The 11702-nt window shown below is 38.3% G+C and carries 15 protein-coding genes; 10 read left to right on the forward strand and 5 right to left on the reverse strand.

Going from position 1 to position 11702, the window contains the following annotated elements; translation table 11 throughout:
* Nucleotides 1–254 precede the first annotated feature (254 nt).
* Nucleotides 255–362 (forward strand): hypothetical protein, encoded by a 108-nt coding sequence (locus C0638_RS19305; protein ID WP_016821960.1) that lies wholly within the window; start codon nucleotides 255–257, stop codon nucleotides 360–362.
* A gap of 198 nt (nucleotides 363–560) precedes the next feature.
* Here the strand turns inward: C0638_RS19305 and C0638_RS19310 are convergent, their stop codons facing one another.
* Nucleotides 561–2030, reverse strand: a complete 1470-nt coding sequence (locus C0638_RS19310) for an FAD-binding protein (RefSeq protein WP_233902230.1) — start codon at nucleotides 2028–2030, stop codon at nucleotides 561–563.
* 602 nt (nucleotides 2031–2632) lie between these two features.
* Between C0638_RS19310 and C0638_RS19315 the strand changes: the two genes are divergently transcribed.
* The 5 genes from C0638_RS19315 to C0638_RS19335 all read left to right on the forward strand — a co-directional run bounded on the left by C0638_RS19315 (nucleotide 2633) and on the right by C0638_RS19335 (nucleotide 6816).
* A complete protein-coding gene (locus tag C0638_RS19315; protein WP_058712598.1) occupies nucleotides 2633–3514 on the forward strand; it encodes a glycosyltransferase family 2 protein in 882 nt (293 codons plus the stop codon).
* A 193-nt stretch (nucleotides 3515–3707) separates the two neighbouring features.
* The gene (locus tag C0638_RS25820; protein WP_080683377.1) at nucleotides 3708–3809 is read left to right on the forward strand and encodes a sporulation protein YjcZ; all 102 of its coding nucleotides are present in this window, start codon (nucleotides 3708–3710) and stop codon (nucleotides 3807–3809) included.
* A 344-nt stretch (nucleotides 3810–4153) separates the two neighbouring features.
* The gene (locus tag C0638_RS19325; protein ID WP_102163706.1) at nucleotides 4154–5572 is read left to right on the forward strand and encodes a helix-turn-helix transcriptional regulator; all 1419 of its coding nucleotides are present in this window, start codon (nucleotides 4154–4156) and stop codon (nucleotides 5570–5572) included.
* Between the two features lie 263 nt (nucleotides 5573–5835).
* The gene (locus C0638_RS19330) at nucleotides 5836–6201 is read left to right on the forward strand and encodes a DinB family protein (RefSeq protein ID WP_324910927.1); all 366 of its coding nucleotides are present in this window, start codon (nucleotides 5836–5838) and stop codon (nucleotides 6199–6201) included.
* 201 nt (nucleotides 6202–6402) lie between these two features.
* Nucleotides 6403–6816: a hypothetical protein gene (locus C0638_RS19335; RefSeq protein WP_081275986.1), complete on the forward strand. Its 414-nt coding sequence runs from the start codon at nucleotides 6403–6405 to the stop codon at nucleotides 6814–6816.
* Nucleotides 6817–7170: 354 nt separating this feature from the next.
* Here C0638_RS19335 and C0638_RS25435 read toward each other — a convergent pair whose 3' ends face one another.
* From C0638_RS25435 to lexA, 3 genes are all read right to left on the reverse strand, one after another.
* Complete coding sequence (locus tag C0638_RS25435) at nucleotides 7171–7311, reverse strand: hypothetical protein (RefSeq protein ID WP_167347010.1); 141 nt, start codon at nucleotides 7309–7311, stop codon at nucleotides 7171–7173.
* 41 nt (nucleotides 7312–7352) lie between these two features.
* Nucleotides 7353–7517 (reverse strand): hypothetical protein, encoded by a 165-nt coding sequence (locus C0638_RS25440; protein ID WP_016821950.1) that lies wholly within the window; start codon nucleotides 7515–7517, stop codon nucleotides 7353–7355.
* A gap of 421 nt (nucleotides 7518–7938) precedes the next feature.
* A complete protein-coding gene (gene lexA, locus C0638_RS19340) occupies nucleotides 7939–8565 on the reverse strand; it encodes a transcriptional repressor LexA (protein ID WP_013310545.1) in 627 nt (208 codons plus the stop codon).
* A 189-nt stretch (nucleotides 8566–8754) separates the two neighbouring features.
* Here lexA and C0638_RS19345 point away from each other — a divergent pair, with 189 nt between their 5' ends.
* From C0638_RS19345 to C0638_RS19360, 4 genes are all read left to right on the forward strand, one after another.
* On the forward strand, nucleotides 8755–9123 hold the full coding sequence (locus C0638_RS19345) for a LysM peptidoglycan-binding domain-containing protein (RefSeq protein ID WP_013371494.1): 369 nt from the start codon (nucleotides 8755–8757) through the stop codon (nucleotides 9121–9123).
* Between the two features lie 108 nt (nucleotides 9124–9231).
* On the forward strand, nucleotides 9232–9438 hold the full coding sequence (locus C0638_RS19350; RefSeq protein ID WP_016821948.1) for a DUF896 domain-containing protein: 207 nt from the start codon (nucleotides 9232–9234) through the stop codon (nucleotides 9436–9438).
* Between the two features lie 115 nt (nucleotides 9439–9553).
* A complete protein-coding gene (locus C0638_RS19355) occupies nucleotides 9554–10063 on the forward strand; it encodes a hypothetical protein (RefSeq protein ID WP_058712055.1) in 510 nt (169 codons plus the stop codon).
* Nucleotides 10064–10220: 157 nt separating this feature from the next.
* Entirely contained in the window at nucleotides 10221–11015 is a 795-nt protein-coding gene (locus tag C0638_RS19360) for an HAD family hydrolase (RefSeq protein WP_173364600.1), read from the forward strand.
* Nucleotides 11016–11113: 98 nt separating this feature from the next.
* Here the strand turns inward: C0638_RS19360 and C0638_RS19365 are convergent, their stop codons facing one another.
* A complete protein-coding gene (locus C0638_RS19365) occupies nucleotides 11114–11656 on the reverse strand; it encodes a 1,2-dihydroxy-3-keto-5-methylthiopentene dioxygenase (RefSeq protein ID WP_013371490.1) in 543 nt (180 codons plus the stop codon).
* Nucleotides 11657–11702: the final 46 nt, after the last annotated feature.

Raw genomic sequence — 11702 nt, forward strand, 5'->3', positions numbered from 1 at the left:
AGCATTTTCTTGATTAGCTTTAATAACTCAGAAGCGCTATGATCCACTTTCATGCGTCAATGGTATTTTTATCAATGGTGCCTGCTCTAACGGAGAGGTAGTATCCAATGTTAATGAAAACGGGAATAAGAGTGGATATATTCAAAATAAAGGGGGAAATGTTTCTGTGGTGTTTTTTAATTACCAGCACGCCCTATCACAGAATGTATTCTTACATATATTAAAGTGACGACAGATAAAGGAGGTTAAAAGGCATGGGTGCATATGAAGGTAATGGCGGCGGCGGTGTATGGACTTCTACAGCGGCGATTTTAGTGCTCTTTATTCTCTTAGTTATCATCACTAAATCACTTTGGGTTTAATTTGTGAAAAGAACTGTTGGATAATATCACTTCACTCATGGAGTGTAAAAGAAGGTTGATTCCAATAAGCGCATAAGCTATTTGGCAATAGCCACAGCATTCGCTGTTCTTTTGGTGGGTGCTTGCTGAATTTCTGCCATAATAGTTTTGCGCTTATTGGGTTTCGTCGGAAAGGGGAACGTCTCATTGAAGGGTTTATTAGCCTATACCGAATGCCTTTTCTTCAAGATCTTCTATAATTTCTAACGCAACAAAATATCCAAAAAATAATGTTAAAATATCCTCATATCGTTTTCCTGATCCTCTTGCGCTACTCAATATTATGTTTTGACTTTCTTGTATTTCTCTTTTATGGAGTGATAGAGAAACCACAGATGAATCAGGAGCGATCAGATCCACCATTAGAGTTGACAACTTTTTCTGAAACTCTTCAATTGGAAAGTCATTATTTTCTTTTGAGTACAGTTGCATAGGTTCAAGTGGATCTTTAAATGTAATCGGGTATTGAGTATTGAAGACACCTTCATTAGCTATTTTGTCAGCAATTAATTTCCCGAAAACGATACCCGCTGCAAATGCTTGCCCAGGGATTCTTCCCATACCTAGATCACCATTAAATTGAGCTTCTCCAGTAGCAAAAACACGATTCAAGTTTATAACTTCAGCATTAGCATTGATTTCGATTCCTCCTGAAGAATAGTGCATTGTTGGTGTGATTTTGATTCTTTTATTTTTAACCACCTTAGTGCTAAATCCATATTTTTTAAATCTTTCATTCAATATAGTTTCATCAGCATGGCTCATATCCAAGTACATATCCTTTTTTTGCTTGATGCAATCTAGTTCAAAATGTAAAATCTCGTCAATCATTTCGTGGTAATCATCTCGAGCAATAGCATCACAAATATACTCATCTTTTAATAGTTGAATTCCTTCCTCATCTACTATTTTCCCTTGACTTAAAGATACAACTCCGCCCAATAAAATTTGTCTTCCATTATATATTGACCAAGGATGAGACATTACAGTAGACATTCCCTTTAATCTTGCGCCTATTTTTTTAGCTAGGATAAGCGTTTCTCCAGTCGAACCCGGTGAATTATCATTGTAATTAAATTGTCCCGCATATCCTCCTGTAGCTAATACCAAATAATTAGTATATATCCTGATAAATTGATCTAATTGAATGTCATAAAATAATGCGATAATTCCATCATCAGACTTTTCCAAATCAATCAAAATTTTATTACACAGCGGTTGTTCAATATGTTGTAACAAACAATTAATTAATTTTTTTCCTCCCTGTGATTTAATCAAACATTCAGGCATGATACCAAAGGATGTTTTCTCATAAGAGATTCCTAATTCCTCGAAAAAATTTATAACTATGTTGGAGTTTCTATATAGCGTTTCAATAACCGATCGATCTGCTCCACATTTATTAATCGTAAGATTAATAATATTGTTAATATCATTCTCCGATGGAACACGTGTATTTGCGGCTGCAAGAAAGGAGTTGCTTTGTTTGGGGGCATTCTTTTTTGTTGTGATGGTATACTTGATATTGTTTTTCGATAAATAATAAGCGACAGCAAGTCCCGAGATACCCGTACCGACAATCAAAATTGGAGTGTAGTGTTCTACGAATGTTACATTTCGTTCCATCATTCTATCTCCCTTTTTAAGATGCAGATATGATCATCGGCTAAATCTCACAGTCCGTTTTCCACTTAGATATAGATATACAGTAGTATATGGAGCCGTGATATCTAACAAGTCTCCTTACGTTAATTTGAATACGAGCACATTTGCAAAAGGAGAGGCAAAAAAGAGCCATTATACTCATATCTAAGAAAATATTACTTCTATTTAAAATATGTTTATTACCGATGAAGAATGGAATCTAAGTAAAATATTTTTCCTAATTGTACAAATTTATTACTTATTTTGTCAATATAATCTAAGAAGTAAATAACTCGACTTTGAGGCATGAAATTCAAACCAATCAATCTTTGAGGCACTAGCGAATCTTTTTTTGTTAATTAATTATACGGAGGTGTCTTTTTGATAAGAGGGTCGGCTTTCTAGGAGTGGAAAGCTTCTAGATTTTCAAAAGGGCATATTATATTACCGGGAAGCCGCTTCAAAATATATTTCAGAACATATCTTAGAACATAAGAATATAGAAGGAACAGCTATCAAAAATAGGGGAGCTGCTTTGTGATTTTATTACTGATTCTATTTTTAAAATATGAAATGGAGGGAATATTGTGCCACGAGCTTCGGTCATACTGCCAGTTTACAATAATGCGGCTTTTGTCTTGGAAGCAATACACAGTATTTTAACTCAAACTTATTCGGATTTTGAATTAATTGTTATTGATGATGGTTCGACAGATGGATCTACCTTTCTTATTTCACAAATATCAGACCCTAGAGTGATAAAAATCTTCCATAATACCAATCGAGGGTTGATCGCTTCTTTAAACGAAGGATTAAAAAGGGCCAATGGTGAATATATCGTTCGTATGGATAGCGATGATATTTCTACACCAGATCGACTAGCTGTACAAATCGCATTTATGGATCAAAATCCATTGGTTGATGTATGCGGTGCTGCTTTTACTTCATCTAGTGGAGGATCAATAAAGGTAAATCCGGCCAGTCATGACGAAATTAAAACATGGTTGCTATTTCACTGTTGTATCTGCCATCCTGCTGTAATCATGCGCAATAGCATGATCCGTCGGCTTGGCATTCAATATGATAGTAATTATCCCCATGCCGAAGACTACGAGCTGTGGAACCGACTAGCTTTCCAGGTACAAATGGCAAACCTCCCCATAAACGTATTGTATTATCGTCAACATAATGGACAAGTGTCCAATCAGCACAAAGCTATACAAGATGCTACTGCTCGGAGAATTCGTCAAAGACAGTTTAGTAAGTTGGGCTTGGAATTATCAGATGAAGAGAACCAGATTATGCTGGATATTCTTGAGTTTAAAATTAATCCCTACGATTATGGTAGCTACACCAGAGCTTTAGGTTTTGCCAACTGGGTGCTAGACCAAAACAGTAAGTATTTAGTTTATAACCAGGAAATGTTAAATATAGCGTTTTCAAGGTGTATATCCCATATTCCTTATTGACAGAGAGATAAGCAAGTGATCCTGTTGGACCGATGATACTCTAATGGCACAAGCTTGTAATGTTTTTACAAAAAGGTGATTAGGCTCTGCCGGTTTAGCTGGTTGAGTCTTTGTTTTGTTTAATCTGTATGCCCTGTCACAAAACGTATCTATACATATATTAGAAGTACAACAATTAAAGGAGGTTAAAACCATAGGGGCATGTGAAGGTGGCTACGGTGTGTGGACTTCTACAGCGGCAATTTTGGTGCTTTTTATCCTCTTGGTTATAATTACTAAAGCATTTTGGATTTAATTTTGTGAAAAAATTGTTATCACACTTCACTTTTTTTAAGATGGTAAAAGTTGAACCCAATGGCGCATAGGTTATTTGGCAGTAACCATAGTATTCTCTTCCTGTTAACTAAGTTTTTACAGCCTACTTAGGGAACCCTGCCACATTAGGTTGTTGCGCTTATTGGGTTCTACTGTCAGTGATCAGCATAAACCTTACTTACCGAAGTTTTTTTATTTCATTTTATGTTAAAAATGAAATCTCACATTATTCGCATAATATATTGACATATGGTCAATTTTAGAGAAAAATAGATAACAATAATATAAAAATTTTGGAATTTTTATGTGAAGGGTGGATATGACATGAAGCATACACCTACGATTCGGGCGGAATTAGATAGATACCTAAAACAAGAGGGTCTGAACCTAACGCAATTCGGGCATATCGCAGGCATTAATAGGGGGATAGTAAGTGGCATTGTAACAGGAAATAGTTCTATGTCTGTTAACCAAATTGATAGAATCACTGAGGCTATGGGTTTACCAGAAGGCTATTTTTACGACTTATATGTAGAAAACTATATTATCGACATTCCCCCTAATATGAGGCGAATCGAACCATTTTTGTATCGCTGTGCAGAGTTGGACAAGTTGGATGCGATCCGTCGAGTGGTGGGAGCTATCATGGACAATCTACTCTACTCACCCAAACTATTTGACATTGCAGAAGAATTGTTAGCGCAGGGACGATATGATGCTGCCCTATTGCTCTATGAAAGTGTAGCAGAAGTGGAAAAATATCAACATTCTGAACGCTTGGCCATCTGTCAATATCGGATTTTCACGATTCAGATTGATGACGATCAAAGCCGCAATCTTAGGGCAGCCATACTTTTCGAGCCTTATGTCGAGCGCCTAGATGAAATAGAACAACTTGATGCATTGAAGGACTTAGCTAATGTGTACAGGTCTTTGCGTAAATGGGATAAGGTTGATGAAATAGCGAGAAAATTGAGAGCTAAAGCGGAAATCCAATACACTTTGAAACATCAACAGAAGAAACTAAAGGATGACGAGTCTAAAAATAGTTTAAGTCGCCCCATGTTTGTATATATTACCTATGCTGACCTGTTGTGTGCAAGTGTCTGTGATGCCCAAGGCGATTATCAACAAGCTCTACAATATACATATGCCTATGCAGACTTGGAGTGGGTTAGAGAGACTGATGATGATACCCTATATTGGGTAGAAATGTATCAAGACTGGGCACGATGCAATATTTACGTTAATAAACTCCTATCTGGAGATACAAGTGTGCTTGCAGATTATGTTGAATACATAGCTGAAACAGCACATACTGTGGAGGATGAAAAACTCTCAAAGTTGTTGAACATTATGATAGCGGCTAACCGATATAATTTGAATGTAGATGATGTACTATCACGATTTAAGATAGACATTGATGCCTTTACCCATCTTCCGCTATCTACTGATATGTACACCCAACAAGTGGTACCTGACTATATTGCATGGTTTTGTTACGAAGTGGCCTACTATTATTTAAACAGGGGGAAGTACAATGATGGTTTTAAACAATTATTATGTGCTATGGTAAAAGCACATATACTAAACAATGAAACATACTTTATAAACTGTACGGGTCTCTTTGCACATTTCCAAGCATACGCGTCTCCAGAGGCCAGAGAAGAGTATTTTAAACTATCAGAAAAGGTGTGGTTAGACAATGTTGAAAAAAATGACACTGTTAATCGTTGCAAGTAGCTTTTTGTTTTTTCCCGTCCTGACGCAACATATTCAGATCCTTGTACAGGTTGGAGGTTCTTAAATGCAAAGGCTCTACTAACCTTATGGTTGGTAGAGCTTTTTGGTTAAAGGAATTGTTACACTATGCCCCGAATGAGTCACTGAGTGTTCAGTTTTAAAGCATACATATAAATATTTTGATGGTACAAAGTTATGACAAATTATATCTTCCCATGAAATGAGGTTTTTTAATGATTTTTGATCTAAGAGGGTCTGAATCTATGACACCGCAGGTGGGCATCTTTTATTCAATGGTGGAGGGTAATTACAACCGATTAAAATCCATCGTTCAAGATATGCAGCAAAGCGAGTTAGATTATAAAGGGCCAGATCATAAGTATAACAGCACTTCCCAGTTAATTAGGCATTTGTCATATGTAGACTTGAAATGGGTTTACAGAATAAAAGGAGAAGATATTCCTGAATATCTTGAGGAAAAGTATGGTCCTATGGTTGATAAACATAATAATATTCCGCAAAGCAGGGATATTTCACTTAAGGATCTCTTAGCGAATTATAATTTTGTGATTAATTTATTGGAATCTGGCACATATCTGATCATAGCCGGTATCACCAAGCAAATATAAATCAACTTCGGAAATGGTATAGCCAACAACAATAATTTCTCTATTGAGAGTAACTCCAATCGTTGATTAACGGTCTCTATTTCTTTCGTAAGCAGTTTGAATATAGAGTAGAAGTGGACAATGTAATCTGCCCGAATGTGTATTTTTTATGTCAGACAAAGCTCCCCTTACTTTGACAATCAATAAGCCGTATGTTTATGGATGAAGATAAATAGGAAGGAAAACTACTTCACAATTGCTCTCTTATTTTCAGTTTTGTCCCCGCTATCAGCTTCGGCAGATGCAGCAAGCGTTACTCATGACACCTATACAAACTCTTTAAATCAAGAATTAGTTTCATCTCAATTAGTAATTTTTAAAGATGACACAGCATATACAGATGTATCTATTGTCGGGAAAAGAGTGAAATTTTCGATTAGTGGTTTAGAAAACCCGTTTAACGCTAATTATTATAATCGATTAGTCTGGACTAGTACTGATGAAGAACCAAATATAAAAAATATACTGACAGTAAAAATTGCGCCAAAAACAGGGTCGCTTTACAGTTTCAGCAACTATGAAAACCTTTCACTGATAAAACAAAAAATCAACTCTGACTCACCAGTATATGGATAGATTCAATTAGAATCCAAAGAGTGGGCTAAAGCGGGATCAGCTATAATCAAATACTAGAAAATTCCTAATGTGTAGTGTAAGTGAATACTCTAAATAAGCGAAATCCCCGCCGACCAGCTAAGGTAGTGGGGATTTTTTAAAATAAAAAAAGACTCCGCCTATCCATTACAATTATTGGTTATGGGTCCAGCTGTTAGAGCCTTGTTTATAAAATTTATAAAGAAAAGCGGGCAAGTGGGACCTAAGCTGATACAAGTTTGAAGAAGCTATAACTGGCGGGATTGGTAGTTTGGTGATCATTTAACACAAAAAAAGCAGGAAGAATTCTTCCTGCTTTTTGCTTGAAAATAATTATTAACGTCTGCGTTGTCTATCATTCACGCTAAACAGATTAACAGCCAGTGCGTTACCTCTTGCACGCGCAGTGGCTCTTTGATTGGAACGGATGTTTAATCTTCTTCTTCTCAATTCACGGTTGCTGTGTCTTCTGCTCATAATATCACCTCCCTTCAAAGAAATGAAGGTACGGTTAAATCTTAATGATGTTTATGCTTACGCTTGGAAATTTTGATATTTAATGCGTTAGTTGCGAGTGCATTTCCGCTTCCTGTTTTAGCAGCTGCGGCTTGAAAGACTTTAACGACCAGATATCTGTTTTTCCCGATGCGATGCTTATACGTTTTAACTCTATTTCTGATCATCTGCATAACTCCTTTGCTTTAGGTCTGCTATATACATATGTCAATTGTGCTAGTAATGTATCAGCATAAATCTACTAAAGACAAAAAAGAAGCTAGTACCTATGTTCCTAAATGTTTAACAAAAAAAGCTCATACTAGCCTGCGTTCGCCTTCCCAACTTTACGTTATAGGGGAAGGCTACAGTAGGTTCACATGAGTCAAATTTCCATTTGTTTAGCTAATAAAAGTAAATAGTTCAAGATCAGAGGGGAACTATTTCGGATAATGGGGGGGATATAATAGTAGAGACAATATAGGTTGCTGAAAAGGAAAGAATAGTTGTGAAACACACATAGTAAACATAATAATAATATAAAACCGGCTCGCCTAGGCGGCCGGTTTTATATTCGTGGTAGTATAACGGGGAAGAAAGCACGATAAATCAGTGGAAGTCCCGGAAGAGTCCAACAACCTTGCCCAATATGCTGACGTGTGTCAGGCGAAGCGGTTCAAAGGCTGGATTTTCAGGTTGAAGCCGGATATGATCTTTTTCTTTGTAAAAGGTTTTAACTGTAGCCTCGTCTTCATCTGTCATAGCTACTACAATGTCTCCGTTATCAGCGGTCTGCTGCTGACGTACGATTACATAGTCTCCGTTAGCAATACCAGCTTCAATCATGCTTTCGCCTACAACAGATAACATGAATATTTTATCCTCACCAACAAAGTGTTGGGGAAGAGGAAAGTAATCTTCAATATTTTCTGTCGCCGTAATAGGAAGACCAGCGGTTACTTTGCCGACGACGGGAACACGACTAATGGAGTAATTAATCAAGTTGCTGTTATCCGATTCGTCTTGACCAAGTAATTCAATAGCCCGTGGTTTCGTAGGATCGCGGCGAATGAGTCCTTTTTTCTCCAAACGATCCAAATGACCGTGAACCGTAGAACTGGAGGCCAATCCGACTGCCTCGCCTATTTCGCGTACAGAAGGGGGGTATCCCTTTAGACGCACTTCATTGCGGATAAATTCAAGAATGGCCTGCTGGCGGCTCGAAATCTTAGACATACCGTATCAACCCCATTTAGTAACGTTTGGGAAAATTATAGCATAGAACCTCCGTTCGTACAAACGTAAGTTCTAAATAATCCTTAAAAATATTTACGAACTTTTGTTCTGTTTTCTATTGAACAAAACAAACGTTCGTGTTATATTGTGAAAAACATAAGAACAAACGTTTGGAGGACGCGGCCAATTATGAAATATAGCACTTATCAAAGTATTTTCCCGATGAACTTAGAGAATTTACAGGAGACTCGAAAAGAGGGTAAGGTGCGTTTGTTACAGGTTATTACCAATACTCTTTTACTCAAGCTTCTTATTCTAGTAATTATCGTTTGGGTTGCAGGGGCAGGTGTACTTACGGTTTTCGCAGCACCTTCAGTTTCTAATAAAGAGGTGATTAAGCTGACCGTACAACCTGGAGATACGTTATGGAAGATTGCCGTGAATCATAAACCGGAACGAATGGATACACGGGTATATATTGAAGGAATTATGCGTATTAACGCTTTGGAGGATCGGGGAGTGCAGGCAGGTCAGGTGCTTAAGCTTCCACACTTCTGATCTATAAGACTATAGAGCTTGTCAAGGAGCGCAATGCGGGAGCCTTGACAAGCTCTTTTCTACATGTCAAAGTGTATTATATCTTTGCTTTTATGGAGGGGACACAATTTGGATATAGACAGCTTGGTACAGCGCATTAATGAATTAGCACGCAAAGCAAAAGCCGAAGGATTGACAGAAGAGGAAACCACAGAGCGCGCCAACCTTCGGGAAATTTATTTAGGCAACATTCGCCGTAATTTTCGGCAGCAGCTTGAAACCATTGAATTTGTGGACGATGATACGTCGAAGGGAAATGGCGGGCTGAAGCATTAATGTCGCTAAAGCCTGCATCATTTGCCTTTGTTTTAGGTATCTTTCCTGGTATCTATATAGATCAGCTTTAAGGCAGTTGTTTTAATGTAATATTTATTGGGAAGGGAATTGAGAGATGGCCCGATCATTTGAAAGAAAAGTACGTAAAAACACAGCGCATTTAAATAAAACGCGCAAGAAACAAGGCATTCAAACCATTAACGGCGTAGGTTCAGCAATGGACATTTTCCGTGGCCGTAATATTACTGTGCCAATCATGCTGGCTGGTCTTGCTGTATTGTACATGCTTATGAGTTACTTTTTGACTAAGACCGGCATGCGGGGAATGGATTGGCTGGTATTTGGCTTGTACTTGATGCTGGCTGTTATCTTCTTCATTCGCCGTCCTTATTTAAAAGTGGGAAAAGATACCCTTTATATGTTAAAAGGTGGCAGAGAACGGCCGATGACGGCAGGGGACATGAAAGCCATCAAAATTGAAAAGGGTTACGTTACCGTTGAAAGAAAAGGGAAGGGCGGTAATTTTATTTTTACAAAATCACTGGGACGCTATGATACGGATGCCATCGCAGAGCGCCTTGAAAAGTTTGCACTATCCAATCAGATACAGGTAGATAAGAAATAACCGATTTAGCCTGTAGCTCTGTAAGTAAGGCCGTATGATGTTATTTTTTCATATAACATGGTGCGGCCACTTGCTTAATATGGGCACACATAACGATCTGATTCGTGACCAAACAGACAATCTTACATATACAGTGGAAAGAGAGTGGATAATTCATATGACGATTCAGGCGATAATGTTTGATCTTGATGATACCCTTCTGTGGGATGAACGTAGTGTAGAAGAGGCATTTGATGCAGCGTGTCAAACAGGCTCCCGAGAAACAGGCGCTGATCCGAAAACGCTGGAAGAAGCCGTACGCAAGGAAGCGCGCGCTTTGTATGAGTCCTATGAAACCTTTAGTTTTACTCAAATGATTGGCATTAATCCGTTTGAAGGACTGTGGGCGAATTTTACAGCAGGTGAGCAACCTGAATTCCGCCAATTGGAACAGTTGGCTCCTGCTTATCGTAAGGAATCATGGCGCAGAGGGCTTCAGCAACTGGGGATAGATAATGAGGAGTTGGCGGAAAAGCTAGCTGCCCAATTTGCTTCGGAAAGACGTGCACGTCCACATGTATATGAAGAAACGTTTGAGATTCTGGAACAATTGAAGGGGCAATACAAGCTGTTATTGCTGACAAATGGTTCCCCTGATCTACAACAGGAGAAGCTGGATGGAGTTCCTCAATTGGCTCCTTTTTTTGATCATGTTGTCATTTCAGGTTCTTTTGGTCGGGGCAAGCCTGACCCTTCTATATTCCAGCATGCTTTGGGACTTCTAGGAATTGAACCTGGACAAGCTTTAATGGTAGGAGATAAGCTGACGACTGATATTCAAGGGGCTTTGGCAGCTGGTGTCCATTCGGTGTGGGTGAATCGGAACGCTAAAACCAATACTACAGAAATCAAGCCGAAGTTCCAAATCAAGCATTTGTCTGAGTTGCATGGAATTATTCAATCTTTAAAGTGAGAAATCTACAGTTTTCTAAAACAAGTATCAAGAAAACTCCCTTCGCTCGATATGCTACAGAGCGGAGGGAGTTTTCTTATTGACACCATAGATCTTAATTATGCTGTAGTGAATGTTGGATCTTCGAACGGTTCGGCAATCCAGCCATTTTCTTCGATGAACAAGCGGACTGCGACGATCTTTTGATTTTCCATTAAAGTGAAGAAGTGAGGTGTATTTTCAGGTACGGAAATAACGTCACCTGGTGAAAGCTCTACATTAAAATAGCCGATCTCTTCAGAGCCTTTAATGATGAAAATGCCTTTACCAGCAACAATGGCACGGATCTCATCCTCGGTATGGGTGTGAATTTGCTCGAACTTGGCCAGCAGCTCGTCCAGTTTCGGCGTTGCTTCAGATAAGGTGATAACGTCCCATATTTTATATCCGCGACGTGCGGCTAAATCCTTGATTTCAGGTTCAAATGTTTTAAGCACAGCGGCTTTTTGATCATCTGTCAGAGTAAAGTTTTCTTGCAGCTCCCTTGGCAGCTTGGAAGCATCCCAGTGTTCATACAATACTTGGTGGCTCTCCAAAAATTCACGTACTTGTTCTTCACCACTAATTCGCTCATTCGTATTGCGTATAAAAATTTCTGCCATATATAAATCCCTCTTTTCCACTTGGATTAATGTTGTATAAAGAATA

Origin of the sequence: Paenibacillus sp. lzh-N1, from assembly GCF_002872435.1 — a bacterium.
In the GTDB taxonomy this organism is placed as follows: Bacteria; Bacillota; Bacilli; order Paenibacillales; family Paenibacillaceae; genus Paenibacillus; species Paenibacillus polymyxa_C.